21 protein-coding genes are annotated in these 25,629 nt (G+C 63.3%); 8 read left to right on the forward strand and 13 right to left on the reverse strand.

Going from position 1 to position 25,629, the window contains the following annotated elements; all coding sequences use genetic code 11:
• From Q7U29_RS11060 to Q7U29_RS11080, 5 genes are all read left to right on the forward strand, one after another.
• Window positions 1-972, forward strand: a complete 972-nt coding sequence (locus tag Q7U29_RS11060) for an ABC transporter permease (RefSeq protein ID WP_304741298.1) — start codon at window positions 1-3, stop codon at window positions 970-972.
• Window positions 969-1,205, forward strand: a complete 237-nt coding sequence (locus tag Q7U29_RS11065) for a hypothetical protein (RefSeq protein ID WP_304741300.1) — start codon at window positions 969-971, stop codon at window positions 1,203-1,205. Before Q7U29_RS11060 ends, Q7U29_RS11065 begins: the two co-directional genes overlap by 4 nt.
• Window positions 1,202-2,188, forward strand: coding sequence for an ABC transporter ATP-binding protein (locus Q7U29_RS11070; protein WP_304741302.1), 987 nt, complete (start codon window positions 1,202-1,204; stop codon window positions 2,186-2,188). The genes Q7U29_RS11065 and Q7U29_RS11070 overlap by 4 nt, the downstream gene beginning before the upstream one ends.
• The gene (locus tag Q7U29_RS11075; RefSeq protein WP_304741304.1) at window positions 2,185-3,186 is read left to right on the forward strand and encodes an ABC transporter ATP-binding protein; all 1,002 of its coding nucleotides are present in this window, start codon (window positions 2,185-2,187) and stop codon (window positions 3,184-3,186) included. The genes Q7U29_RS11070 and Q7U29_RS11075 overlap by 4 nt, the downstream gene beginning before the upstream one ends.
• 103 nt (window positions 3,187-3,289) lie before the next feature.
• Window positions 3,290-5,095, forward strand: a complete 1,806-nt coding sequence (locus tag Q7U29_RS11080) for a gamma-glutamyltransferase family protein (protein WP_304741306.1) — start codon at window positions 3,290-3,292, stop codon at window positions 5,093-5,095.
• 199 nt (window positions 5,096-5,294) lie between these two features.
• On the opposite strand, the gene Q7U29_RS11085 is transcribed toward Q7U29_RS11080, so the two are convergent.
• The 4 genes from Q7U29_RS11085 to Q7U29_RS11100 all read right to left on the reverse strand — a co-directional run bounded on the left by Q7U29_RS11085 (window position 5,295) and on the right by Q7U29_RS11100 (window position 11,210).
• On the reverse strand, window positions 5,295-6,038 hold the full coding sequence (locus Q7U29_RS11085) for a hypothetical protein (protein WP_304741308.1): 744 nt from the start codon (window positions 6,036-6,038) through the stop codon (window positions 5,295-5,297).
• 142 nt (window positions 6,039-6,180) lie between these two features.
• Window positions 6,181-9,276 carry a multidrug efflux RND transporter permease subunit gene (locus Q7U29_RS11090; protein WP_304741310.1) on the reverse strand — a complete coding sequence of 1,032 codons (3,096 nt, stop codon included), beginning with the start codon at window positions 9,274-9,276 and terminating at the stop codon, window positions 6,181-6,183.
• Between the two features lie 58 nt (window positions 9,277-9,334).
• Window positions 9,335-10,528, reverse strand: a complete 1,194-nt coding sequence (locus Q7U29_RS11095) for an efflux RND transporter periplasmic adaptor subunit (protein ID WP_304741312.1) — start codon at window positions 10,526-10,528, stop codon at window positions 9,335-9,337.
• A 1-nt stretch (window position 10,529) separates the two neighbouring features.
• The gene (locus Q7U29_RS11100; protein WP_304741339.1) at window positions 10,530-11,210 is read right to left on the reverse strand and encodes a TetR/AcrR family transcriptional regulator; all 681 of its coding nucleotides are present in this window, start codon (window positions 11,208-11,210) and stop codon (window positions 10,530-10,532) included.
• A gap of 265 nt (window positions 11,211-11,475) precedes the next feature.
• Between Q7U29_RS11100 and Q7U29_RS11105 the strand changes: the two genes are divergently transcribed.
• Window positions 11,476-12,693 carry a cytochrome P450 gene (locus Q7U29_RS11105; RefSeq protein ID WP_304741314.1) on the forward strand — a complete coding sequence of 406 codons (1,218 nt, stop codon included), beginning with the start codon at window positions 11,476-11,478 and terminating at the stop codon, window positions 12,691-12,693.
• Window positions 12,694-12,739: 46 nt separating this feature from the next.
• Here Q7U29_RS11105 and Q7U29_RS11110 read toward each other — a convergent pair whose 3' ends face one another.
• The 3 genes from Q7U29_RS11110 to Q7U29_RS11120 form a co-directional block, all read right to left on the reverse strand.
• A complete protein-coding gene (locus Q7U29_RS11110) occupies window positions 12,740-13,288 on the reverse strand; it encodes a hypothetical protein (protein WP_304741316.1) in 549 nt (182 codons plus the stop codon).
• Window positions 13,281-13,838, reverse strand: coding sequence for a hypothetical protein (locus Q7U29_RS11115; protein WP_304741318.1), 558 nt, complete (start codon window positions 13,836-13,838; stop codon window positions 13,281-13,283). The genes Q7U29_RS11110 and Q7U29_RS11115 overlap by 8 nt, the downstream gene beginning before the upstream one ends.
• 172 nt (window positions 13,839-14,010) lie before the next feature.
• The gene (locus tag Q7U29_RS11120) at window positions 14,011-14,610 is read right to left on the reverse strand and encodes a class I SAM-dependent methyltransferase (RefSeq protein ID WP_304741320.1); all 600 of its coding nucleotides are present in this window, start codon (window positions 14,608-14,610) and stop codon (window positions 14,011-14,013) included.
• A gap of 255 nt (window positions 14,611-14,865) precedes the next feature.
• On the opposite strand from Q7U29_RS11120, the gene Q7U29_RS11125 reads away from it, so the two are divergent.
• Together Q7U29_RS11125 and Q7U29_RS11130 are read left to right on the forward strand one after the other, a co-directional pair.
• Window positions 14,866-15,888: a GlxA family transcriptional regulator gene (locus Q7U29_RS11125; RefSeq protein WP_304741322.1), complete on the forward strand. Its 1,023-nt coding sequence runs from the start codon at window positions 14,866-14,868 to the stop codon at window positions 15,886-15,888.
• Window positions 15,889-16,068: 180 nt separating this feature from the next.
• A complete protein-coding gene (locus tag Q7U29_RS11130; RefSeq protein WP_304741324.1) occupies window positions 16,069-18,849 on the forward strand; it encodes an EAL domain-containing protein in 2,781 nt (926 codons plus the stop codon).
• 53 nt (window positions 18,850-18,902) lie between these two features.
• Here Q7U29_RS11130 and yghU read toward each other — a convergent pair whose 3' ends face one another.
• The 6 genes from yghU to Q7U29_RS11160 all read right to left on the reverse strand — a co-directional run bounded on the left by yghU (window position 18,903) and on the right by Q7U29_RS11160 (window position 25,406).
• Window positions 18,903-19,787, reverse strand: a complete 885-nt coding sequence (gene yghU / locus Q7U29_RS11135; protein WP_304741326.1) for a glutathione-dependent disulfide-bond oxidoreductase — start codon at window positions 19,785-19,787, stop codon at window positions 18,903-18,905.
• Between the two features lie 122 nt (window positions 19,788-19,909).
• Window positions 19,910-20,773, reverse strand: coding sequence for a sugar phosphate isomerase/epimerase (locus Q7U29_RS11140; RefSeq protein ID WP_304741328.1), 864 nt, complete (start codon window positions 20,771-20,773; stop codon window positions 19,910-19,912).
• A complete protein-coding gene (locus tag Q7U29_RS11145; RefSeq protein ID WP_304741330.1) occupies window positions 20,773-21,966 on the reverse strand; it encodes a dihydrodipicolinate synthase family protein in 1,194 nt (397 codons plus the stop codon). The genes Q7U29_RS11140 and Q7U29_RS11145 overlap by 1 nt, the downstream gene beginning before the upstream one ends.
• An 11-nt stretch (window positions 21,967-21,977) precedes the next feature.
• Window positions 21,978-23,129: a Gfo/Idh/MocA family protein gene (locus Q7U29_RS11150; protein WP_304741332.1), complete on the reverse strand. Its 1,152-nt coding sequence runs from the start codon at window positions 23,127-23,129 to the stop codon at window positions 21,978-21,980.
• Entirely contained in the window at window positions 23,126-24,529 is a 1,404-nt protein-coding gene (locus Q7U29_RS11155) for a hypothetical protein (RefSeq protein ID WP_304741333.1), read from the reverse strand. Before Q7U29_RS11155 ends, Q7U29_RS11150 begins: the two co-directional genes overlap by 4 nt.
• A gap of 13 nt (window positions 24,530-24,542) precedes the next feature.
• Window positions 24,543-25,406: an ABC transporter ATP-binding protein gene (locus Q7U29_RS11160; protein WP_304741335.1), complete on the reverse strand. Its 864-nt coding sequence runs from the start codon at window positions 25,404-25,406 to the stop codon at window positions 24,543-24,545.
• Window positions 25,407-25,629: the final 223 nt, after the last annotated feature.

The raw sequence follows: 25,629 nt of genomic DNA on the forward strand, positions 1-25,629 counted from the left end.
ATGACAGACGCCGTCGCGCCACATCCAGCCGAACCGGGCGTGCCGCACCCGCATGCCGGCAGCAGCTGGCTCAAGCGCGCCCTCGACAGCGACGTGTTCTATTCGTTCCGGCGCTCGAAAATGACGATGGTCGCGGCCGCCGTGACGCTGCTGTTCTTTCTGCTGGCGCTGCTGGCGCCGCTTCTGGCGGTGCAGAATCCGTTCGATCCGGCACAACTTCAATTGATGAATTCGCGGATTTCGCCGCTGTGGACCGCGGATGGGCAAAGCCCGTTCCTGCTCGGTACCGACGAACAGGGCCGCGACGTATTTTCGGCGATTCTCTACGGCTTGCGGATTTCGCTCACGGTCGGCGTGCTCAGCGTGCTGCTCTCCGGCACGCTCGGCATCCTCCTCGGACTGATCGCCGGCTATGTCGGCGGCGCCGTCGACGGTCTGATCATGCGGATTGCCGATGTGCAGCTGACCTTCCCCGCCATCCTGATCGCGCTCCTCATCAACGGCGTCGCCAAGTCGGTATTCGGCAATCGCCTCGATGCCATGAGTACGCTGGCGGTGCTGGTGTTCGCGATCGCGTTGAGTTCCTGGGTGCACTATGCCCGCACCGTGCGCGGGTCGGTGATGGTGGAGAAGAACAAGGACTACGTGGCGGCGGCGCAGCTGATCGGCTTGTCGGCACCCGTCATCATGCTGCGCCATGTGCTGCCCAACGCGATGGGGCCGATCCTGGTGATCGCCACCATCAACCTTGCGCTCGCCATCATCACCGAGGCCACGCTGTCGTTCCTGGGCGTCGGCATGCCCGACACCATGCCCTCGCTCGGCACCCTGATCCGGATCGGCAACAATTATCTGTTCGCTGGCGAATGGTGGATCGTGGCGTTTCCGGGCCTCGCGCTGGCGTCGCTGATCCTGGCGATCAACCTGCTCGGCGACTGGCTGCGCGACGCGCTCAACCCGAAACTCCGATGATGGACGTGGCGAACCCCATGCTTGCCATCGGAAGAACCTGGGCTTGGCAAGACGCCCAACACGACAAGACTGTCGTCGCCCGGCTTGACCGGGCGATCCAGTACGCCGCGGCCTCCGCGTTGACCATGACCGTCTCTGGAATACTGGGTCGCCCGGTCAAGCCGGGCGATGACACCGGTGTTTGTTCATTCTTCATCAGGGTCGGCCTCAAGGCCGATGCCGAAGTCGCATGACCGAACCCGTTCTCTCCGTGCGCAATCTGAAGGTGGAGTTCGTCACCCGCCGCGACATCTTGCGCGCCATCGACGGGGTGTCGTTCGACATCGCCAAGGGCGAGGTGCTGGGCGTGGTCGGCGAATCCGGCGCCGGCAAATCCGTCACCGGCCTCGCGGTGATCGGCCTGATCGACCGGCCCGGCCGCATCGCCGGCGGCGAGATCTATCTGTCGGGCATGCGGATCGACAATCTGCCGCCGGAGGAATTGCGCCGGGTGCGAGGCAAACGCATCGGCATGATTTTCCAGGACCCGCTCACCAGCCTCAATCCGCTGTACCGGATCGGCGACCAGCTGGTCGAGACCATCAGGACCCATCTCAATCTGTCGGAAACGGCGGCGCGCAAGCGCGCCATCGACCTGTTGGCCGAAGTCGGCATTCCCGCTCCTGAAAAACGCATCGACGCCTATCCGCACGAATTCTCCGGCGGCATGCGCCAGCGCGTCGTGATCGCGCTGGCGATCTGCGCCGAGCCGGAACTGATCATCGCCGACGAGCCGACCACCGCGCTCGACGTCTCGGTACAGGCCCAGATCATCTCGCTGATCAAGCGGCTCGGGCGCGACCACGGCACCGCGGTGATGCTGGTGACCCATGACATGGGCGTGATCGCGGAGACCTCCGACCGCGTCGCGGTGATGTATTCCGGCCGCGTCGCCGAGATCGGGCCGGTGCTGGACGTGGTGCAGAACCCGCTGCATCCCTATGCCAAGGGCCTGATGGGCGCGATCCCGACGCTCGCCAGCGACACCGATCGCCTGGTCCAGATACCCGGCTCGATGCCGCGGCTGTCGGCGATCCCGCCGGGTTGCCCGTTCAATCCGCGTTGCGCCTTCGCGTTCGATCGTTGCCGGGTAGAGCGGCCGGAGCCGATCCGGCACGGCTCCCAGTCCGTGGCCTGCCATCTCTACGACACCGCCGCGACGGAAACCGCGGCATGACCTCAGCCCCCTTCATCGACGTCAGGAATTTGCGCCGCGTATTCGACGTCTCGAAACCCTGGCTCAACCGGGTGATCGAGGGCGGCCATCTCGAATTTCTCAAGGCCGTGGACGGCGTCACCTTCGACATCAGGAAGGGCGAGACGTTTGCCCTGGTCGGCGAATCCGGCTCCGGCAAGACCACCGTCGCCCGCATGGTGGTGGGACTGCTGCCGCCGAGTTCGGGCGAGGTCATCATCGACGGGGTGTCGATGAGCGACGCCAGACAATTGCAGGCGCGCCAGCAGTTGCGCCGCCGCATCCAGATGATCTTTCAGGATCCCTATGCCAGCCTCAATCCGCGCTTCCGGGTCGACGCCATCGTCTCCGAACCGATCCGCGCCTTCGACCTGATCGAGGGCGAGCGCAACATCCAGGCGCGGGTCGGCGAGCTCTTGTCGCTCGTCGGCCTGCATGCCGACGATGCCTTGAAATATCCGCATGAGTTCTCCGGCGGGCAGCGGCAACGGATCGCGATTGCGCGGGCGCTGGCATCGGAAGCCGAGTTCATCGTCTGCGACGAGCCGACTTCGGCGCTCGATGTCTCGGTGCAGGCGCAGATCCTCAATCTGATGCGCGACCTGCAGGACAAGTTCGGCCTCACCTATCTCTTCATCAGCCACAACCTCGCCGTGGTCCGGCACATGGCGAGCCGCATCGGCGTGATGTATCTCGGCCGCATCGTCGAGATCGCCGAAGGGCGCGAACTCTTCAACAATCCGCGAATGCCCTACACCAGGATGCTGCTGGGCGCGGTTCCCGATCTCGCCATGTCCGGCCGGCAGCGGATCCCGGTACAAGGCGAAATTCCGAACCCGATCGATCCGCCGCCCGGTTGCGCCTTCAACCCGCGCTGTCCGCTGGTGTTCGACCTCTGCCGCAAGGTCGCACCCGCGCTGATCGACGGCGTCGCCTGTCACGCCGTCAACGATCCGGCGCGCGCCACAACGCCAGCCTGATCGCAGGGGTGGCAGCAGCAATGCATTCCGGCTTGGTTGGCAGCCCGCCTCCGCTGTGTTCAAGTGCGCGCGCCGCGCGGCTTAAGCGAACCGATGGATTCCCATGAGCAACATCAATCCCGATCCCTTCACCACCCGGCCGGAAATCGAAGGCACCTTCGGGGTCGTGACCTCCACCCACTGGATCGCCACCGCGGTCGGCATGGCGACACTGGAAAAAGGCGGCAATGCCTTCGATGCCGGTGTCGCCACCGCGTTCACGCTGCAGGTGGTGGAACCGCATCTGAACGGGCCGGGCGGCGACGTTCCGATCATCGTCCACGACGTCAAGCGCGCGCGAACCGAGGTGATCTGCGGCCAGGGCCCTGCCCCGGCAGGCGCCACCATCGCGCACTACCGCAGCGAGGGGCTGGAGATGGTGCCCGGCACCGGCTTGCTGGCCGCCTGCGTGCCCGGCACTTTCGAATCCTGGATGCTGCTGCTGCGCGACTACGGCACGCTGCGGCTGCGCGACGTGCTGGAGCCCGCCATCGCCTACGCCCGCGACGGCTATCCGCTGGTGGAGCGCGCCGCCGCGACCATCCAGACCGTCGAGAAAATGTTCCGTACGCACTGGAAGACGTCCGCCGCGGTCTATTTTCCGAACAACGAAGTGCCGAAACCCGGCACGCTGTTCACCAACAAGACGCTGTCGGAAACCTATGCCCGCATCCTGAAGGAAGCCGAAAGCGTCGGCAGCGACCGCGTCGCGCAGATCGAAGCGGCGCGGCGCGCATGGTCGAAAGGATTCGTCGCCGAGGCGATCGATAAATTCTGCCGCACCCAGGACGTCATGGACGTCAGCGGCTCGCCGCATAGAGGCGTGCTGCGCGCCGACGACATGGCGCGCTGGCAGCCATCAGTCGAAGCGCCGCTCACTTACGACTATGGCCGCTACACCGTCTGCAAGCCCGGCGTCTGGAGCCAGGGCCCGGTCATGCTGCAGCAACTCGCGCTGCTGAAGGGATTTGAACTGGACGGGCTCGATCCGGCGGGACCGGAGTTCATTCATTTGTGGACCGAAGCCGCCAAACTGGCCTTCGCTGACCGCGAGAAGTTTTACGGCGATCCTGACTTCAGCGAGATCCCGATCGCGACCTTGTTGTCGGACGCCTACAATGACGAGCGCCGCAAGCTGATCTCGAGAGACAGCGCCTCGCTCGATTTCCGGCCCGGATCGGTGGAAGGCTTGGGCTCCGTGGTAAAACTGCGCCACCAGGAAGGTCAGCGCGAGGCGGTCGGCGCGATGGGCGCCGGCGAGCCGACCGTCGGCCGCTTCGGGGAGGTGCGCGGCGACACCGTGCATTTCGACATCATCGACCAGGCCGGCAACATGATCTCGGCGACGCCGTCCGGCGGCTGGCTGCAGTCATCGCCGGTGATTCCCGAACTCGGCTTCTGCCTCGGCAGCCGCGCCCAGATGTTCTGGCTCGAGGAAAATCACCCCGCCGCACTGGCGCCGGGCAAGCGTCCGCGCACCACGCTCTCGCCCAGCATGTGCCTGCGCGACGGCGAGCCCTACATGGCCTGGGGGTCGCCCGGCGGCGACCAGCAGGACCAGTGGACCACACAATTCTTCCTGCGCCACGTTCACGCGAACATGAACCTGCAGGAAGCCATCGACGCGCCGGCATGGCATTCCGAGCATTTCCCGATTTCGTTCTGGCCGCGCACCTCGCGGCCCGGCGTACTGGTCGTGGAAGACCGCGTGCCGAAGGCGACCGTCGATGTCCTGACCAAACGTGGCCATATCGTCGAGACCGGCCCCGCCTGGTCGGAAGGACGCCTCACCGCGGCCTCGAAACTCGACCGCCGACGCCGTGCCGCCGCCAATCCAAGGGGCATGCAGGGTTACGCGGCTGGACGGTAGAGGTGTCGACGCAAGCACGCTGTGCTCCCTCTCCCGCCCTTGCGGGGGAGGGTCGGGGTAGGGTCGGGGTGGGGGCTCTCTCAGCGGCGGGACTCGCGGAGAGAGCCCCCACCCGCCTCGCCTCGGGCGGCGCTTCGCGCCGACCCTTGGGCTCGGCACCCTCCCCCGCAAGAGCGGGAGAGGGAAAGACGAGTGCCGCCTAAATCACCGTCTCCCGCAGCACGCGCCTGCAATCCATCTCGTATTCCAGATCGATCACCGGCGGCCTCGCAAAATGCCAGATCAGGCCGGATCGCATGACGCCGCGGCGAACCAGCTCATCCACGATGACCGGATGAAAATCGTGCACGGTATAGGCCTGCGCCGCCGTCGTGTCCTTCCAGCCGAAGCCGAAGGCGCCGAGGCGGCTTTCCATCGAGGCGACGGTGAAGCGGACCTTTTCCTTCAAACCATCCGGGCTGAGATCGCGGTAGCGCACGGTGCGCTCGGGATAGGTGCCGGGGCCGTCGCGGGATTCGGCGCCGCCGGCGATGACGAAACTCGGGCTGGGGTTGCCGCTCGGGCGCGTGAACGAGAAGGCGAAAAAGGACGGCTCGACCGGCGGATCGATCTCCGGACAGACATTGCTGCGCGCCACCGGATTGGTTGACCCGTCGAACAGGCCCCACTCCGCCAGTGTCTTGACGTAGTGCTGGTTGAACTTCAGAAATCCGTCTTCGGTGAACGCCGCCGGCGAGCGCAGTTCGCAGGCGCAGAACGAGGTCAGCGGCCGTCCCGCCGCCTCGATATATTGCCTGATCAGCGCGAAACCATCGGCCAAAGGCGGCATCTTGTCGAAGCGCACCCGCTCGACCTCATAGCCGGGGCTGGCGGCCGCGCCGCTCGAATACTGAAACACCGCCGGAGTGAAGCTGTAATTGCCGGCCGGAAACTCTTGCGTCATGTTGGGTGCCCCCCTGGGTGCTTTTCTTGATGCTTCATGCGGACGCCATCGTCGTTCGTCCGCACGGGCAAGATAGCACGGGGCAAAACGAAAGCGACAGCGGGGTTAAATCCACTGTCGCTCAGGAAGTACTTATGCGGGCTCAGCTGGTCTTCAGCGTCTTCAGACCCAGATCGAAATCCTCGATCTCCCGGGTACGCTGGGATTCGGCGCTTGCGCGGTGATTGGTTGCAATCGCCACATAGACCGCGGGCAGCACGAACAGCGTGAACAGCGTGCCGATCATCATGCCGGACACCACGACAAGGCCGATCGAGAACCGGCTCGCAGCACCGGCGCCCGATGCCGTCAGCAGCGGCAGCAAGCCCGTCACCATCGCAGCCGTCGTCATCAGGATCGGACGAAGCCGGACCCGTGCCGCCATCTCGATCGCCGAACGCTTGTCGAGCCCTTCCTTGAGCTGCAGCTCGTTGGCGAACTCGACCATCAGGATGCCGTGCTTGCTGATCAGTCCGATCAGGGTCAGCAACCCGACCTGGGTATAGATGTTGATGGTCGCGAGCCCGAAGAACAACGGAATCAACGCACCCGAGATCGCCATCGGGACGCTGATCAGGATCACCAGGGGATCGCGCAGGCTTTCGAACTGCGCCGCCAGCACCAGGAAGATGATGATCAGCGCGAAGCCGAATGCGATGGCAAGCTGATTGCCCTCCTGCACATACTGCCGGGAATCCGCCAGATAGGAATGGCTGTAGCCGGCCGGCAGGTTCCTGGCCGCGCCCTCGAGGAAATTCACGGCCTGGCCGACCGTGACGCCCGGCATCGGCACCGCCTGGAAGGTGGCGGCGTTCAGCTGGTTATAATGCGTCAGCGCATTGGGATCGGTCGCGGTCTCGATCGTTACCACCGTCGACAGCGGCACCTGCTGGCCCGCGGCGGTCGGTACGTAAAAATTCGCAAGCGATTCCGGCGACAACCGCTGCCCGCGCGGCACCTGCGGGATCACCTGGTACGACCGCCCCTCGAGATTGAAGCGGTTGGTGTAGTTGCCACCAAGCAGCGTCGCCAGCGTGCCGCCGACCTGCGCCATGGTGATGCCGAGGTCATTGGCCTTGGAGCGGTCGATCTTCACCCGTACCACCGGCTGGTTGAAGTCGAGATCGCTGTCGGCAACGATGAACAGCCCGCTCTTGCGCGCGGCGTCCTTCAGCTTCAGCATCTCCTCATAGATCGCCTGGTAACCGTTGGTGGAGTTGATCACCATCTGCACCGGCAAGCCGCCCGGACCGCCCGGCAGCGGCGGCAGGTTGAACGCGAACGCATTGACGCCTTCGATCTTGCTGAGCTCCGCCTGCACCAGCGGCTTCAGCTTGATCGAGGAACGCTCGCGTTCGTCCCACGGCTTCAGCAGCATGCCCGCGATACCGTTGCTGGGACCGGCGGTACCGTTGATCACGAAGCGCAGGTCGGTCTCGGGAAACGCCGCGAACGCCTTGTCCATCTTGCGGCTGTAGAAATCGGTGTAGTCGATATTGGCGTATTTCGGCGCCTTCACGACCGCGAACACGATGCCCTGATCTTCCTCGGGCGCCAGCTCCTTTGGGGTATTCTGATAGAGAAACACCACAAGCCCGAGGATCGTCACCGCGAACATCGCGGTGATCGGGCGATAGTCGAGCGAGCGGTCGAGTTGCCTGCCGTACCAGCGCGTGCTGGCGCCGAACACGCTGTCGACCTTGCGGGCGAACCAGCCGCTCTGCTCCTGCTTGAGCAGCACCGAGCACATCATCGGCGACAGCGTCAGCGCGATCACGCCGGAAACGATCACCGATCCCGCCAGCGTGAAGGCGAATTCCCGGAACAGTGAACCGGTGAGACCGCCGAGGAATCCGATTGGTGCATAGACCGCGGCCAGCGTGATGGTCATCGAAATCACCGGGCCGACGATCTCGCGCGCGCCCTGCAACGAGGCCTGCACCGGCGATTTGCCCTCCTCGAGATGGCGGTGGATATTCTCCACCACCACGATGGCGTCGTCGACCACGAGTCCGATCGCCAGCACCATCGCCAGCAGCGTCAGCAGGTTGAAACTGAATCCGGCCACCAGCATCAGGCTGCAGACGCCGATCAGCGACAGCGGGATGGTGACGACCGGAATGATCACGGAGCGGAACGAGGCCAGGAACAGGAAGATCACCACGACCACGATGCCGACCGCCTCGATCAGGGTCATCTGTACCTCGTCGATCGAGGAACGGATGAACTTGGTGGAGTCGTAGGCGACTTTCATCTTGAGCGATGGCGGCAGGTTGCGCTCGAGCTCCGGAAACAGCGCGCGCACGCCGGTGACGATGTTGAGCGGATTGCCCTGCGGCGTCGCCTGCACGCCGATGAAGATCGCGCGCTCGCCCGAGAAGGCGACGCTGGCGTCGGTGCTTTGCGCCGACAGTTCGACGGTGGCGACGTCTTCCAGCCGCACGAAGCCGCCGTCCTTGGCCTTGACGGTCATGCGCTTGAACTGATCGACGTTCTGCAGATCGGTATTGGCGGTGACGTTGGAGACGATGAAATAACTCTTGGCCTGGCCGGCGGCAGCCTGGAAGTTGTTGGCCCGGATCGCCACAGCGATGTCGTCGGGCGATACGCCGCGCCCGGCCATCCGCGCCGGGTCGAGCCAGATCCGCATCGCGAAAGTCTGTCCGCCGAGAATGTCGGCCGACGCCACGCCATCGACGGTCGACAGGATCGGCTGCACCACGCGCGTCAGGTAGTCCGATATCGCCGATCCCGAGAGTTCATCGCTGGAGAAGCCGAGATACATGACCGCCGTGGTCTGACCGGTCGTCTTTACGATGACCGGGTCGTTGGCCTCTCGCGGAATCAGGTACCTGACCGAGTTCACCTTCGCCATCACTTCGGTCAGCGCCTGGTTGGGATCGAAGTTGAGCTTGACGTAAACCGAAATCAGGCTCTGGCCCTGGGTCGAGGACGAGGTGATGTAGTCGACGCCTTCGGCTGCCGACACCGCCTGCTCGAGCGGCGTGGTGATGAACCCCTGCATCAATTGCGGCGACGCGCCGGGATAAACCGTCGTCACAGTGATCACGGTGTTCGACAGTTTGGGATATTGCCGGATCGGCAGCGACGTCGCGGCCTTGAAGCCGATCAGCAGGATCAGCAGGCTGACAACCAGCGACAGCACGGGGCGCTTGATGAAGATATCCGTAAAAGCCATTACAGGCGCTCCGTGGTCGTTCTTTGGTGCGGGAACCATCAGGCCCGCGTGGAATTGCTTAGTTGCGCGGCGCCTGGGCCGGAATCGGCGGCGGCGGATCGGTCGAGATGGCGACCGCCGCACCGGATTGCAGCTTGAGCTGCCCGACCGCCACCACGCGATCGCCCGGCTTCACCCCGGTGGTGATGACGGCGCGCCCGTCGATCCGATCGCCGGTACGCACGAAGGTGCGGACGGCCGTCAGGCTGACCTTGCCGTCATCCGCCTTCTTTTCCGTGATCAGATAAACCGAATCGCCATAGAGCGTGTAATCGATCGCGGTTTCCGGCACGGTCACCACGGCGGGCTTGTCCGGCAGCACCACCGTCGTGGTCGCGAACATGCCGGGCTTCAGGATGCGATCGGGATTGGCGATGGTGGCCTGAACGCGAATGTTGCGGGTGTCGCTGCTGATCTGGGGCTCGATGGTGGTGATCTTGCCTTCGAAGGTCTTGCCGGGATAGGCATCGACGACGATGCGCACGGTCTGCCCGACCTTGAGCAGCCCGCTGTCCTTTTCCGTGGTCGTGAAATTGGCGAAGAGGTTCGACAGATCGGTCAGCGACACGATCTGCGTCCCCGCGGTGAGGTACTGTCCGACCTCGACCTTGCGGACGCCGAGTTCGCCGTCGAACGGCGCGCGCACCAGCTTCTGCGAAATGATCGCCTGGGTCTTGGCGATACCGGCCTGGGCCTGGTCATAGGCGGCCTGCGCGGTATCCACCGTCGCCTGCGGACCGAACTGACGCGATGCCAGCTGCTTGGCGCGCTCCAGCGACAGCTGCGCCACCGTAGCCTGGGCCTTGAAGCTCGCGAGGTCGCCCTGTTCGGGCCCATCGAATAATTGCAGCAGCGGCGCGCCGGCGTTAACGGTGGAGCCCGCGGTGAACATGATGGCGGTGATGCGCCCGCTGACGTCGGAAGTGACGTTGACCTGATGCACTGCGGCGAGATCGCCGACCGCCTTCAGCAGGTTCGGAATCACCTCGGATTTGGCCTCGGCGACGGTGACCACGGTCGGCGGCGGCTTCATGGTGGCGAAGAACTGCGCGATCATCTTGCCGCGAAACCAGTTGAATCCGACGATGCCGCCGACCAGCAACGCCAGCAGCAGCCCGACGATGATGAACCAGCGCACCATCCGCACCGGACGCTTGTGCGGCTTCTCGGTGATCGGCTTGCCGGCGATATTGGGTTCGGTCACAATGTTCATCTCATGCACTTTCTGCAGGAACCGATTGCCCCGGAGCCGGCGACACTTCGCGGTCCAAATGAGAAGCAATTGCGGCTTCGTTAAGTCCAATTCCGCGGAGGATGAATTCGCAAAGTTGCCGCTCGAGATCGGCTGCATTGCCGTAAGTGAGACAGGGCACGGCCGGAAGTTTCGTCAGACCCGCCATCATCACCGTGTGATGCGCAAACCAGAACAAATTGAGCGGCTCGTTTCCGATCCGCGACGCCTCGCCCGCCGCCACGGCGCGCTCGAGCGATGAAATGAATACCGGACTGATCAGATCCCCGACCTTGCCGTAAAGCAGCCGGGCGAATTCGCCGTCATCGAGATGGCTGGTGGTCATCAGCCGGAGGCGTTGCGCTTCCTGCTCATCGACCGTGATCTGCATGAAATGTTCGACCATACCGCGGACCAGTTCGACCAGGGTCGCGGTCGATGGCTCCAACCCGAGCAGATGCATCAGATCGGGATCGGCCTCGCACTCCTCCGCCAGGATTTCCGCATACAGCGCGGCCTTGGACGGAAAATGCTTGAACAGCAGTCCTTCCGAAATGGAGGCCGCCGCGGCAACGCTTTTGGTCGTCGTCCCGGCAAAGCCGTGACGGGCAAAGCAACGTTTGGCGGCGCTGAGGATGAGCTGCCGCCTCAGGTCGCTGGTCATTCGCAGGGGGGCACTCATGGCGCGTGAGTAATCACTCACCAAGCCAAATGTCAAGCATGATATTGCGATGCAATATCAACAAATGCCTGGTTGCCTCAATGGGAACGGCGTCGAATGAGCCAAACGTCATAGTTCCATTGGAGTTGACGCCAGACCTGGGACGCAGTCTAAGATAGTTGCAAATGCGACTAATTTGACCCGTCACGCTTCGGGCGCCATCGGCAAGAGCCGCATTTTCAGTCTTCAAAAAAGAGCACGAAGAGCCATGAACTTGGGTGCACGGGAGCTGGCCGCCGACTTCAATATCGAGAAGCTGACGGGCGAATTCTATGCCGACCCCTATCCGACCTATCGTGCCCTGCGGGAGCATGAGCCGGTCAAGCGGATGCCTAACGGCTCCTGGTTTCTGACCCGCTATGACGACCTGGTCAGCGCCTACAAGAGCACCAAACAGTTCAGCTCCGACAAGCGGAGGGAGTTTTTCCCGAAATACGGCGATTCGCCGCTCTACGAGCACCACACCACCAGCCTCGTCTTCAACGACCCGCCGGCGCACACCAGGGTGCGGCGGCTGATCATGGGCGCGCTATCGCCGCGCGCCATTGGCGAGATGGAGCCCGATATCATCGCGCTGGTGGACCGGCTGTTGGCCGGGATCGCCGCCAAGGGCGGCGTCGATCTGATCGACGACTTTGCCGCCGCGATTCCGATCGAGGTGATCGGCAATCTGCTGGATGTGCCGCAGGACGAACGCGGCCCCCTGCGCGACTGGTCGCTGGCAATTTTGGGCGCGCTCGAGCCGGTGATCTCCCCGGAAGTCTTTGCCCGCGGCAACAAGGCGGTGACGGATTTTCTCGCCTATCTGGAAATCCTGGTGGCGCGGCGCCGTGCAAAGCCGGGCAACGGCGAACGCGACGTGCTGACCCGCCTCATTCAGGGCGAGGACAATGGCGAGCGGCTGACCGAGAAGGAATTGCTGCACAACTGCATCTTCCTGCTCAACGCCGGGCACGAGACCACCACCAACCTGATCGGAAACGGGCTGGTGGCGCTGTCCGGCAATCCCGAGCAGAAGAAGCGGCTGATCGAACATCCCGACCTGATCAAGACCGCGGTCGAGGAAATCCTGCGCTTCGAAAGCTCGAACCAGCTCGGCAACCGCATGACCACCGAGCCAGTCGAACTCGGCGGCGTGACGCTTCCCGCGGGCACGCCGGTGACGCTGTGCATCGGGGCTGCCAACCGCGATCCGGCGCAATTCGCCGATCCGGAAACCCTCGACATCGCCCGCACCCCGAACCGGCACCTCGCCTTCGCCACCGGCGCGCATCAATGCGCCGGGATGGCGCTGGCGCGGCTCGAAGGCGCGATCGCGATTTCGCGATTTCTGGCGCGGTTTCCGAACTACGCGTTGAACGGCGCGCCGGTACGCGGCGGCCGCGCCCGGTTTCGCGGGTTTTTGAGCGTGCCGTGCACGGTTTGAGTCCAGGTCCAACATGGTTAGGCTCGTCCAGTCGTCTGCGTCGTCCTTACGGCATTTCTGCTGACGGCCCGAGCAAAGGGAAACTGGACAGTACGCTCGCAGCGAGGCCGTATACCGTGACGAAGTCGTATTCTCGTCCGAACTTGGGCTCCCAATATCGGCCATGAGCGAGCCAGTGTCTAAATTTGAACGCGCTGCGTAAATCGCCGATCAGCTTTGCCTCAACATCCGTGTTTTCTTTCCATGCATCGAATATCTCGGTCTCAAGGCGCACTCTCGTCTGTTTCCGCTTGTGAAGGTCACGAAAGGCACGCGACAGCGGGTCTTTCTCTTTGCGATAGCATCGCTGAAGATAGTCGATTCGAAATGCTGCTTCTAATGCCGACAGCACGGTAAGAGCGGACGCCATATCGATTTCGGCGAGTCTCTGCTCCAGCTTTTCATTTACCTCCTCTATGAGATCTCCAAAAAATCGAGCGCCAAATGTCGGGGCATTGGGGCTGAAATAGAGCCGCAGCGATTCCTCAATATCAGAATGATGGAGCGCAAACTCTGCAATGCTGACGTTCAGTTTTGAAAACGCCACCCTAGCCATTGCTAACTTCCAACAGCATTTCCAAGAACGATTCTTTGTTTAACTCGATGAAACCCAAGGCTGGTGGACGACTCACTATCTTCCAAGCCCATTCAATTTCCTGGCCTATGGGCTTTTTTGCTGCCGGCGGGTTCTTCGGGTCAATGACAGTGACGCTGACAAGCTGATGTGCGCTCGTTATTTTCTTATTCATCAGAGTCAGTCTGGACGTTCCCGCCGGTCCAACAACGTCCACTCGCCCCCTTGATCCAATGAGCATCGTGCCGATCGGCTCAAGCCTGATTTCTTGCAGACCAATTCGAATGACCATTCTGGGTGCAATGTAAGGACCGCTGAAATCTTCGTTCAATTCTTTATTATCAATCTTGAATGATATAGAGCCTCCACTGATATAATCCTTTAAATAGGCCTGAACATCCGAATAGAGAGCGTTCAAACGACCGAGCCACTCCGCAAGTTCTTTCTTCGGATCGAAGGGTATCTTCTCTTCTGCAGCAGCCGATAGCTCTTGCTGTCGCTTTACAAAATCGTCGAAATCGGTTCTGGCCATTTACATCAATCCTTATGCAGAGCTTACCTGAGCATCGGAAGCTGTGCCTTCCGGCAATATGCCATAGCGTCTCGAATTTGTCGTCGATCAGGCGGGAGAAAACCCCTCAAAATGTTGACTTCGCATGGCCGTCGCCGAGCACGGTCGACCAAGAGCAAGAAGAAGCGGGGGCCTAACCCGCACCCTCCTCTTCCCGTTTCTCCGACGCAAGGCCCGTAACGTTGCCGCGTCGCACATGCGCCTGTCCGGAATAGTGCATGCCAAGCATCACCCGGGGCAGCGAAAAGCGCTCGACGACCACATCATCCGTCGTAAAGCCGGCGGCTTCGATGGCAGAAACCGGATCGCGCGTCAGGTTGCAACCGCCGAACAGTCCGCTCCAGGCGCCGTTCAAGCCGCGCTGCAGGCTTCCCCGCCAGCCCTCGGCCCGGGCATGCTCGCAAAACAGCAGCGTGCCGCCCGGCTTGAGCACACGCCGGATCTCGTCGAGTGCCTTGGCCGGTTCGGGAATCGTGCAGAACGCGTAAGTCACCACCACGGTGTCGGCCATGGCGTCCTTCAGCGGCAGCTTCTCGCCAACGCCTTGGCGCAACTCGGCCGGGAAAGCCATCTTGTCCAGCTCCTGCTGCGCCAGCTCGATCATCGCCTCATCAGGCTCGATGCCGATCAAGAGGTCGACGCGCTTCGGATCGTAATAGGGCAGATTGAGGCCGGAGCCGAAGCCGACCTCGACCACAATCCCGCGGGCGCGCGGCACGATCCGCTTGCGCATGGTTGCAAACTCTTCGACGCTGCATCCGGCATGGACCAGGCGCGGCGAAATATGACGATCGTAGAAGCTCTTGCTTCGGCACATCGAACCCAGACCTTTTCGAAGTTGATTTTCGGGCGTGGCTGCCCGCGACGAAATGCGTCGATGGCCGATCTAATAGAGCTGGCTGCAGACGCCGTTGAGTGGCAAAATGGCCGCTTCCGGGGTGGTTGAGCCAAATCGATGCGAAATTCATCCACGCGAGATCAAGTTCATGTGAGCCTGGTGCTCTTTCCCGAATGCGATCCGTCGATCGTTTACGGCATATTCGACACCCTGTGGGCGGCGGGCCGCGACTTCAGCGACAACGAAGATCATCCGGTCTTCATCCCGCGAATCGTGTCGACCTCGAAACAGGCGATGCAGCTCGTGACCGGCGTCAGCATCATCCCTCAGGATGGAATCAACGAGGTGAACCGGACCGACGTCGTGTTCGTGCCGAACGTTCTGGTGAAATCGGCGGCCTGCCTCCGTAGGCTGGATCGCAGGTTGCTGGACTGGATCAAGGCGATGCATGGCCAGGGCGCGGCGCTTTATTCGGCCTGCGGCGGATCGCTGGTGCTGGCCGAGGCCGGCCTGCTTGAAGGCGAAGCGGCAACGACGCATTGGAGCTACGCCGCGCTGTTCAAGGAGCAGTACCCCGACGTGACGCTGCACGCCGACCGTCTGATCGTCCAAAGCGGCGATGGCCACAGCATCGTCTGCTCCGGCGGCGCATCGTCCTGGCAGGATCTGGCGCTGCTGCTGGTGGCCAAATTCGCCGGCACCGCCGAAGCCATCCGCCTGTCGAAAATGTTCCTGTATCAGTGGCACCGCGACGGACAGTTGCCCTATGCGAGCATGATCCAGAACGTGAACCATGGCGACGCCACGATCGAGCGCGCGCAGCAATGGATCGCGGAGAATTACGACAAGGCCGATGTCGTGGGCGACCTGGTCCGGCAATCCGGCCTGCCGAAGCGCAGCTTCGACAGGCGATTCAGGACCGCCACCGGCTATTCTCCGCTGGCCTATATTCAGGCGTTGCGGATCGAGGAAGCCAAGCAGCTACTGGAAACCACCAGCACGGCCGTTGAAGCGATCGGCCGCGAGGTCGGCTATGAGGATGCGTCGTCGTTCCGCCGCCTGTTCCGGCGGCTGGCCGGCATCGGCCCCGCGGAATACCGGCGGAAATTGCAGCCGCCGAAGATGGTTAGGGAATTCGATCGGGTCGGCCATCCGGGTTCGTCGGAGTCTTGATCGTACACTCCCCTGCAGGGTGAGAGCCCAGCCCCCGTAGAACTACCGCCCGCGCTCGCAAACCGGCCTTTAAGGATTTGCGGCAGACTGTTGCCTCAATTCATTTAAGGCGACCCCCGCTGTCAGACCGGGGATCGGCGATCCAGATTTTCTCATCAGTTCGTTCAGGGTGTATCGCCTGTGAGTATCCGCGTCCGCCTGTTATTGCTGGTGTTGGGCACCGCTCTGCTGCCGGCCATCCTGGTGGGTTGGCGATACTATGAGGATCGCGGCAAGGACATCGACGCTGCCATCAGTGGTTTGGCCGCGACGGCCCGCTCCATCGCAACGAACCTCGACACGCGGATCCAGGGCACCAGCCAGCTTCACGTCGGTCTGGCGCGGGCCCGCGACCTCGCCAGTCCCGACAAGGCGGTATGTTCCGGTTTCCTTTCCGAGGTTCTCGCGAAGCATCCCCAATACACGGGCATCCTGACCATCGATCCCAATGGCGGCCTGTTATGCGATTCGTTGCGCACCGGGCGCGTGCTCGACCTGCGCGATCGCAACTATTTCAGGCAGGCCTCGAACGCAGCCGATAGCATCGTCATAGAGCCGGTGTTTGGACGCCTCACCGGTTCCGCGGTGCTGCAAATCGCCTATCCCGTGCGTGATGAGTCCCAGCGGCTGGAGTTCGTCCTGCTGGCCTCGCTTGACCTCACCAGGTTCATGAAGGAGCAAATCGAAAATTTGCCGCGCGGCTTCGAAGTCCTGCTGGCGGACCGCAACGGTACGGTATTGAGCCGGTCACCGGCGCCGCTTGGAGCCGGCGGGCCGGGCGCTTCGATCGCGGATTCCGCCATGTTCCGCGTTGCGGCGGATCGCGGCGGCTCGAAAGAGCTGGTGAATGCCAGCGGCGAAACCCAGGTCTGGTCCGCATCCGAGACGCTCGCTGTCGGCGGCGTCAATTTGCATGTCATGGTCGGTCGTTCAAAATCCGAACTGGTGGCGGCGCCGAACCGCCGTCTCGCCGAAGACATGGCCATCCTCGGTGTGCTCTCGCTGTTGCTGTTCGCCGGCGTCTGGTTGCTGGCGGAAGTCGGAATTCGCGTCCAGATCAGCCGTATCGCGGCCATGGCCGGCCGGCTCGGTGCCGGCGACCTCGCCGCGCGGATTCCGCCGCCCTATCCCAGGGGCGAGCTTGGCAGCCTGATGAGGGTTCTGAACGGCACCGCCGCGTCGCTCGAACGCCAGCGCCACGACATCGAGGACCTCAACGAAAAGCTCCGGCAGTCGCAAAGCCTGGAGATGCTGGAAAAGCAGCGGCTCGATATCGCGCTCGACAACATGACGCAGGGCCTGGTGCTGTTCGACAGATCGGAGCGGCTCATCGTCTGCAACCAGCGTTACATCGAAATGTACGGGCTTTCGCGGGACGTGGTCAAACCCGGCTGCACCCTGCGTGAGCTGATAGCACATCGCAGGCAGACGGGGTCGTTCAAAGGCGACGGGGAAGTGTACTATGCGACGATCCTGGATGACGTCGTGCAAGAGAAGGTGACGCAGCTCATCTTGCCAACCGCCGACGGACGTTCGGTCCAGGTGGTGAACCGGACGGTGGCGGGCGGCGGGTGGCTGGCGACCCATGAGGACATCACGGAGCGCGCGCGGTTCGACGAGCGGATCGCGCATATGGCGCATTACGATGCGCTGACCGACCTGCCGAACCGGGCGCTGTTTCGCGAGCAGCTTGCCGCGGCGCTCGACGGCCTGGCGGAAGGCGGACAGCTGGCGGTGCTCTATATCGACATCGATGAATTCAAGAGCGTCAACGACCTGCTCGGACACCCGATCGGCGACGAATTGCTGCGAGCGGTGGCCGGCCGCCTGCGCGGGTGCATCGCGGCCACCGATTTCGTGGCCCGGCTGGGCGGCGACGAATGTGCCATCATCCAGCTGGCGGTCGAGCGGCCGGCGGACACCACACACCTGGTCGAGCGAATCTACACCGCGATTCGCGAGCCGTATGACTGCGCAGGTCACCTGCTCACCACCGACGCCAGCATCGGCATTGCGCTGGCTCCGCAGGACGGCGCCGATCTCAACGAGCTGCTGAAGCATGCGGATCTGGCGATGTATGCCGCCAAGGCCGACGGGCGGCGCACCTCGCGCTTCTTCGAACCGGCCATGGATGCACGGGTGAAGGCGTTGCGTCTTCTGGAGCGGGATCTGCGTCAGGCGATCGCCGTCGGCGGTCTCGAGCTTCACTACCAGCCGCTGGTCGATCTCGCGAACAACGCGATCAGCGGTTGCGAAGCGCTGCTGCGCTGGCATCACCCCACAAGGGGTCCGATCTCACCCGCGGAATTCGTCCCTGTGGCCGAAGAAACCGGCCTGATCATCCCGCTCGGTGAATGGGTACTGGCCGCGGCCTGCGCCGAAGCCGCAACATGGCCGGATCACGTCAGGGTGGCGGTCAACGTCTCGCCGGTTCAGTTCCGAAGCCAGGCTCTCGCGCTGAAGGTCGCCGCCGCGCTCGCGGTCTCCGGCCTCCCGGCCCATCGCCTCGAACTGGAGATTACCGAGGCGGTTCTCATTCGAGACGACGAAGCCGCACTGGCCACACTGCATCAGTTGCGCAGCCTCGGCGTGCGCATCGCGCTGGACGATTTCGGCACCGGCTATTCCTCGCTGAGCTATCTGCAGCGCTTCCCGTTCGACAAGATCAAGATCGACCGCTGCTTCATCAAGGACATCGCGGAAGCGGACGGATCGGCCTGCATCGTTCAGGCCGTCGTCAACATCGCGACCGCCAGGCACATGACGACGGTCGCGGAGGGCGTCGAGACCCAGGCGCAACGGACAATGCTGCGCGCGCTCGGCTGCAACGAGATGCAGGGCTATCTGTATAGCCCGGCGCTACCGGCAACGCAGATCCGGCTGTTGCTCTCCTCGCGCGGCAGGGTGGCGGGCGCGGCCTGATCGGCGAAGCGCGTTCGCGCGGCCGCCGGCTTTGCCCACCCTGAAAATTTCACTTAACCCGCAGCGGCCTGAACGGCCTCGAGCTTATCCTGCGTTTTGGTATCGAAATCGCTCGCCTCGTGGCGTTCGTGCAATTGGCTCGAGGGCTCGCCCCAGGTACGGTTGACCATGCGTCCGCGCTTGACCGCCGGGCGCGCGGCGATGGCGTCGGTCCAGCGCTGCACGTTCTTGTAGGATTGCACATCGAGGAATTCGCCGGCACCGTACAGCACGCCCTTGACCAGGCTGCCGTACCAGGGCCAGACCGCGATATCCGCGATCGTGTAGTCCTTGCCGGCGAGATATTCACTTTCTGCAAGACGCCGGTCCAGCACGTCGAGCTGGCGCTTCACCTCCATCGCGAAGCGGTCGATGGCGTATTCGATCTTGCTTGGCGCATAGGCGTAGAAGTGGCCGAACCCGCCGCCGAGATAGGGCGCGCTGCCCATCTGCCAGAACAGCCACGACAGGCATTCCGCGCGAGCAGCAATATCGGTCGGCAACAGTGTCCCGAATTTTTCCGCCAGATGCATCAGGATGGCGCCGGATTCGAACACCCGGATCGGCACCGGGCCGCTGCGGTCCATCAGCGCCGGTATCTTGGAATTCGGGTTGACCGCCACAAAGCCGCTGCCGAACTGGTTGCCGTCGATCTTGATCAGCCAGGCATCGTATTCCGCGCCCTTGTGTCCGAGCGCCAGCAGTTCCTCCAGCATTACTGTGACCTTGACGCCGTTCGGGGTCGCCAGAGAATAAAGCTGCAGCGGATGGCGGCCGACCGGCAATTCCTTGTCGTGGGTCGGGCCCGCGACAGGACGGTTGATGCCGGCGAATTTTCCGCCGCTCTCCTTGTTCCAGGTCCAGACTTTCGGCGGCGTGTATTCGGCGGGCTCGGTCATCGATGTGGCTCCCAGACAGCCGGCGGTTTGGCCGGCCGAACTGATATCAACAAGGTTGGGACGAACCGCAAGGGCCGGGTGCGGTTCGGCACGACAATCCCCCAATGCAGAATGGCGTGAGCTCATACCACCGAGCGGTGCCGCTCGATGCAGGTCCGCAGCACCTCTTCCATCGGTTTTTCCCACCAATCATGGGAAAAGATCTCGATCTCGGAATAGCCGGAAAAGCCCACCGCCTCGACCGCTGCACGCACCGATCTGATGTCGATCACGCCGTCGCCCATCATGCCGCGGTCGTTGAGGATGTCCTTGGTCGGCACCAGCCAGTCGCAGACATGAAACGCCAGCAGGCGGTCCTTTCCGGCCCGCGCGATCTGCGGCAGCAATTCCGGGTCCCACCAGATGTGATAGACATCGAGCGCGACGCCGAGGACGCCGGTGCGGGCGGAATCGAGCCGGTCGCAGATATCGAGCGCCTGTTTTGTCGTATTGACGCAGGCGCGGTCGGCGGCATAGGCCGGATGCAGCGGCTCGATCGCCAGCGGCATGTTGGCCTGTTTGGCATATTCCATCATCTCGGCGATGGCGTCATCCACTTGGGCGCGCGCTTCACCGATGTCCTTGGAGACTGCGCTGCCCGGCCGCGAATATTGCGGCAGGCCGCCGGCCACCAGCACGATGCAGGGCGCGCCGAGCGCTTTGGCTTCGTCGACCGCGCGGCGGTTGTCGTCGCGTGCCTCGATCCGGTGCGCGGCGTCCGCGGTGAACATGCCGCCGCGGCAATAGCCGGTCAGTTCGAGCCCGGCGTCACGCACCGCCCGCGCCGCGCGATCAAGTCCGACCGCCGCGACCTGGTCGCGCCAGGGGTCGATGGCGCGGATGCCATGCCGCGCGCAGGCATCAATGATCGCAAGGAGATCGCCCTGCTTGCGCACCGTCGCGGTGTTGAGCGACAGCCAGCGATGGTCGGCGGAAAAATCCCGCATCACGCCTCGATACCGCGCAGTGCCAGCACCGCCTTCATGCGCCGCGTCGCCATTTCAGGGTTGGAAAGCAATCCCGCCTGGTCCGCCAACCGGAACAGTTCGGCCAGATGCAGCGTCGAGCGCGTGCTCTCCTGCCCGCCGACCATCGTGAAGTGGTCCTGATGGCCGTTGAGGTAGGCCATGAACACGATGCCTGTCTTGTAGAAGCGGGTCGGCGCCTTGAAGATGTGGCGCGACAGCGGCACCGTCGGCCCCAGCACGTCGTGGAAGCCGGCCTCGTCGCCGGCAGAAAGCCGCGACAGCGCGTAGGACGCCGCCGGCGCGATGGCGTCGAAGATGCCGAGCAGCGCGTGGGAAAACCCCTTGTCGTCGCCGGCGATCAGTTCGGCGTAATTGAAGTCGTCGCCGGTATACATCTTCACGCCTTTGTCGAGCCGGCGGCGCATGTCGATTTCGCGCTGCTTGTCGAGCAGCGAGACCTTCACGCCGTCGACCTTGGCGGCGTTGGCGTTGATGATGCCGACCGCGATATCCATCGCGGTATCTAGGCTTTCGGTGCCCCAGTAGTTCCCCAGCGCCGGGTCGAATATGTCGCCAAGCCAATGGATGATCACGGGTTCGCGGACCTGCGATAGCACGCGGTTATAGACCCTGGCGTAGTCGTCGGCGTTGCGGCCGAGTTTTGCCAGTGCGCGCGAGGCCATCAGGATTATTCGCCCGCCGGCTTTTTCGACCGCTGCGATCTGCTCCTCATAGGCCCGGATCACGTCGTCGATAGTCCTGGCATCTTCCACCGCCAGGTGATCGGTGCCGGCGCCGGAGAACACCAGCGCGCCGCCCCTCGCCTTCGCCGCGCGCACCGAGCGCTGGATCAGTTCCAGCGAGGTCGGCCAGTCCAGCCCCATGCCGCGCTGCGCGGTGTCCATGGCTTCGGCGACGCCGAGGCCGAGGTCCCAGATATGTTCACGAAAGGCGATGGTGCGGTCCCAGTCGACCGCTGAAGCAAGCCAGGGATCGACGTCGGCCAGCGGATCGGCCACCACATGCGCGGCGGAGAAAGCGACGCGGTTCAGCGTGCCCTCGAGTTTGGCGGGAAAGTTGCGCGCCGCCGCCAGTCGATAGGTCTCTATCGAACGATCCGCCTTCGGCAGCTTCAGCGACAGCGACGAGAGCGGCATCACCGGCTTGTTCATGTCCCTCTCCTCTAGACGTTGATCGGCGCGACGTCGATCCAGCGCCGCTCGCGCCAGCTCTGCAACGCGCATTCGGCGAGCTGCACGCCCTTGGCGCCTTCCAGCAGCGTATATTTGTAGGGCGCGTCCTCACAGACATGACGGATGAACATTTCCCACTGCTCCTTGAAGCCGTTGTCGTAGGAGGTGTTCTCCGGCAGCTTCTGCCAGTCTGAATAGAAGTCGTGGGTGCGCTTCTCGTCCGGGTTCCATACCGGCCGCGGCGTGGCCTGGCGGGCCTGGATCACGCAATCGGAAAGTCCTGCCACCGCCGAGCCATGGGTGCCGTCGACCTGAAAGGTGACGAGATCGTCGCGGTAGACCCGTGTCACCCAGGACATGTTGATATGCGCGATCGTGCCGCCCTTGAGCCTGAAGGTGGCGTAGGCGGAATCATCCGCCGTCGCCTTGTACTTCTTGCCCTTCTCGTCCCAGCGGTCGGGAATGTCAGTGGTGCCGAGGCAGCTGACGCTTTCGACCTCGCCGAACAGATTGTCGAGCACGTAGCGCCAGTGACAGACCATGTCCAGAATGATGCCGCCGCCGTCCTCGCTGCGATAATTCCACGACGGCCGCTGCGCCTCCTGCCAGTCGCCTTCGAACACCCAGTAACCGAATTCACCACGCACCGAGAGTATCCGGCCGAAGAAGCCGGAGTCACGGAGGAAAGCGAGCTTCTTCAGGCCCGGCAGGAACAGCTTGTCCTGCACCGTGCCGTGCTTGACGCCCTTGGCGGCGGCGAGCTTGAGCACATCAACGGCTTCGGCGAGGTTGGTCGCGATCGGCTTTTCGCAATAGACGTGCTTGCCGGCATTGATCGCCCTGGTCAGCAGCGACGGCCGCGCCTGGGTGGTGGCGGCGTCGAAGAAGATGGTGTCGCTCTCGTCGCGCAGGGCGGCGTCGAGGTCGGTGGTCCAGCGCGTCACGTTGAAGCGCCTGGCCAGCCCCTCGATTTTCTCGGCATCGCGGCCCACCAGAATCGGATCCGGCATCATGCGGTCGCCATTGCCGAGCAGAACGCCGCCGGCATCGCGGATTGCGACGATCGAGCGGATCAAATGCTGGTTCAGCCCCATGCGTCCGGTGACACCATTCATGATCACGCCGAGGCGGTGCGTCGTCATATTGACTGCTCCTGCAGGGTTTTTGCTTTTGGTTGTTGAAGCGGCGACAACGCCGTCCACTCCGGATGAACTTTCGAGGCGAAGCCCGGCGCCGTCAGCGACTCCGTCAGGAGATCGCCGTCATGGATCGACAGCCGGATCTTTGCGCCTTCCTCGATATAGAGATCGGGATGCGCTGACAGAAATGCTTCTGCCTCGGCCGCCGGGGTCTCGGCAAAGCCGTCGACATAATGGTGGCCGTTGCGCTCGGCATGGGTGACGCCGATCAACGCGCCCAGCGCCAGATCCTGCTGCACGCCGAGGCCGGCCTGACAGGTCAGGTCCTCGCCCGAGATGAAGAACCGCTCGCCGTCCGCGCTCCACTTGGCGGCGCGGGTGGCGTTGACGACAGACTTGTAGATGCCCTTGCAGGATTTCGAGGAGATGCCGCGATAGCCGAGCGCACGGGCGGCCGGGAAGGCGTCGTAGGAATCGTCGGCTTCGTCGATGATGATGTCGCGCCGCGAAAGCGCGCCGAGCGGCGACTGCCTGAAGCTGTCGCGCGGCATCGGCTGCTCGATATACAGCAATTTCGCCCCGATCGGTTTGAGCGCGGCATCGCAATCGAGATGCTCGACCAGCGCGCCGAGTGCTTTGAGATCCGCATACTGCTCGTTGGCGTCGAGCGTAACGCTGTAATCATGCGGCAGCGTGGCCAGTTCGGCGCCGATCCGGATCAACCGCGCCGCGTCGGTGTCGGGATCGCCATTGAGCTTGAGCTTGAAATAGCGGGCGCCGGCGTTTTCCCTGACGTCGGCGACGCCGCCCTCGCCCTCGATCTGGTCGTCCATGCCGACGGTGTGCCGGATCGCGACGCGTTCCAGCCGCCGGCGCCCGCGGAGGAATTGCGCGATGTCGGCATCGCCGAGATCGGGCGATAGCCGGGCATCAATCCCGGCGATATTTTGCGCCATGCCGTCGAAGAAGTTCGAGCCAAGCCCGCGCAGCAGCGCATCCAGGATCGCCTTGTCGATCTCGGCCGGCCCGAAGCCGGCGGCGAGCGGCGGGATGTCCTCCCTGGCGCAGGCCTCGACCTGCGCGGCGATGACCGCGGCGTGGTGCCCGAACGCGCTGTCGAATCCGGATCGCGCGAGGTAGAGATCGCGCGCGATCGCCAGCGAGCGGCGCAACTCCTCGACGGTCTGTTGCGGCGAAAGATGCGCGCGCTTGTCGAACCATTTCGAGGCCATCATTTCGGCAGCGGCGCCGATGGCTGTGCCCTTGCCTTCGATCTCGATTTCGGCGCGCACGAACACCTGCACCGACGAGGTGATGACCACGCTGCCGAACCGGAACGGCTTTGCGAACGGGATCGGCCGCTCGAAGAATGAAATGTCTCGCACGGCGATGCGTGGCGGCATGGTGCCCTGACCTTTAGTCCAGCGTGCTCTGGGTGAAGAAATGCTTGCGGATGCGCTGCACCAGTTCGGTGAAGACGGGATCGGCCATGGCGTCGAGCGAGCGCGGCCGCGGCAGCGGCACGTCGTAGATCGCCGCGATCGAGCCCGGCCGTTCGGTCATGACAAGCACGCGATCGGCGAGGAACACGGCCTCGGGAATCGAATGCGTGATCAAGAGCACGGTCTTGCCGGTCTCGCGCTGGATCCGCATCAGCTCGACATTCATGCGCTCTCGCGTCATGGCGTCGAGCGCGCCGAACGGCTCGTCCATCAGCATGATCTTGGGATCATGCACCAGCGCCCGGCAGATCGAGGCCCGCTGCTGCATGCCGCCGGATAGTTGCCACGGCAGTTTCTTCTCGAACCCTTCGAGGCCGACCAGCTTCAACAGATCCTTGGCGCGCGGCAGGTATTTGTCGCGCGGCAGCCCCTTCATGTCGATCGGCAACATCACGTTGGCCAGGATATTGCGCCACGGCAGCAGCAGCGAATTCTGGAACACGATGCCGACATTGCCATGCGGTTTTGTCACCGCCTCGCCCTCGACGAACACCTCGCCGGTCGAAGGCGCCAGCAAGCCGGAGATCATTTTCAGCAATGTGGACTTGCCGCAGCCGGATGGACCAACCACGACAAAGAACTCGCCGGCATTGATGTGGAAATCCAGCGGCTTTAGCGACACCACCTCGCCATCGCGCGACCGGTAGGTCTTCGAGACACCGGAGAGTGTGATGCCCGATTTGCCGTCCAAGGCCTTATCTGAGCCCGCGCGGTCGGACACGACGCGAAGATGCGCGGCTGGTTGATTGACGCCGGCTGGGTTGGTCGCTGCGTTCATTCAGCACGGTCCGTTTGAAGACGGTGTTGAAAAATCGTCATTGCGAGCAGCGGCCGCCGTAGCTCGCAGAGCGAAGGCGGAGAGCGACGAAGCAATCCAGCTTGTTACAGCATGGAGTGCTTCGCAGCGCTCGCAATGACGTTGAGAGAGCAACGCCCTACTTCGGCAGGTAGTCGTTGGTATAAAACGCCTTCGGATTGTCCTTGGCCTTGGCTTCGAGGCC

The organism is Bradyrhizobium sp. (genome assembly GCF_030654605.1).
In the GTDB taxonomy this organism is placed as follows: domain Bacteria; phylum Pseudomonadota; class Alphaproteobacteria; order Rhizobiales; family Xanthobacteraceae; genus Bradyrhizobium.

Coding starts and splice junctions, on each gene's coding strand:
- Q7U29_RS11110 (WP_304741316.1), bottom strand. CDS start 13,288: ATGGCTAGGGTGGCGTTTTCAAAACTGAACGTCAGCATTGCAGAGTTT.
- Q7U29_RS11120 (WP_304741320.1), bottom strand. CDS start 14,610: ATGCGCAAGCGGATCGTGCCGCGCGCCCGCGGGATTGTGGTCGAGGTC.
- Q7U29_RS11115 (WP_304741318.1), bottom strand. CDS start 13,838: ATGGCCAGAACCGATTTCGACGATTTTGTAAAGCGACAGCAAGAGCTA.
- Q7U29_RS11105 (WP_304741314.1), top strand. CDS start 11,476: ATGAACTTGGGTGCACGGGAGCTGGCCGCCGACTTCAATATCGAGAAG.
- Q7U29_RS11070 (WP_304741302.1), top strand. CDS start 1,202: ATGACCGAACCCGTTCTCTCCGTGCGCAATCTGAAGGTGGAGTTCGTC.
- Q7U29_RS11085 (WP_304741308.1), bottom strand. CDS start 6,038: ATGACGCAAGAGTTTCCGGCCGGCAATTACAGCTTCACTCCGGCGGTG.
- Q7U29_RS11145 (WP_304741330.1), bottom strand. CDS start 21,966: ATGAACAAGCCGGTGATGCCGCTCTCGTCGCTGTCGCTGAAGCTGCCG.
- Q7U29_RS11140 (WP_304741328.1), bottom strand. CDS start 20,773: ATGCGGGATTTTTCCGCCGACCATCGCTGGCTGTCGCTCAACACCGCG.
- yghU (WP_304741326.1), bottom strand. CDS start 19,787: ATGACCGAGCCCGCCGAATACACGCCGCCGAAAGTCTGGACCTGGAAC.
- Q7U29_RS11080 (WP_304741306.1), top strand. CDS start 3,290: ATGAGCAACATCAATCCCGATCCCTTCACCACCCGGCCGGAAATCGAA.
- Q7U29_RS11060 (WP_304741298.1), top strand. CDS start 1: ATGACAGACGCCGTCGCGCCACATCCAGCCGAACCGGGCGTGCCGCAC.
- Q7U29_RS11075 (WP_304741304.1), top strand. CDS start 2,185: ATGACCTCAGCCCCCTTCATCGACGTCAGGAATTTGCGCCGCGTATTC.
- Q7U29_RS11090 (WP_304741310.1), bottom strand. CDS start 9,276: ATGGCTTTTACGGATATCTTCATCAAGCGCCCCGTGCTGTCGCTGGTT.
- Q7U29_RS11150 (WP_304741332.1), bottom strand. CDS start 23,129: ATGACGACGCACCGCCTCGGCGTGATCATGAATGGTGTCACCGGACGC.
- Q7U29_RS11160 (WP_304741335.1), bottom strand. CDS start 25,406: ATGAACGCAGCGACCAACCCAGCCGGCGTCAATCAACCAGCCGCGCAT.
- Q7U29_RS11095 (WP_304741312.1), bottom strand. CDS start 10,528: ATGAACATTGTGACCGAACCCAATATCGCCGGCAAGCCGATCACCGAG.
- Q7U29_RS11155 (WP_304741333.1), bottom strand. CDS start 24,529: ATGCCGCCACGCATCGCCGTGCGAGACATTTCATTCTTCGAGCGGCCG.
- Q7U29_RS11065 (WP_304741300.1), top strand. CDS start 969: ATGATGGACGTGGCGAACCCCATGCTTGCCATCGGAAGAACCTGGGCT.
- Q7U29_RS11100 (WP_304741339.1), bottom strand. CDS start 11,210: ATGACCAGCGACCTGAGGCGGCAGCTCATCCTCAGCGCCGCCAAACGT.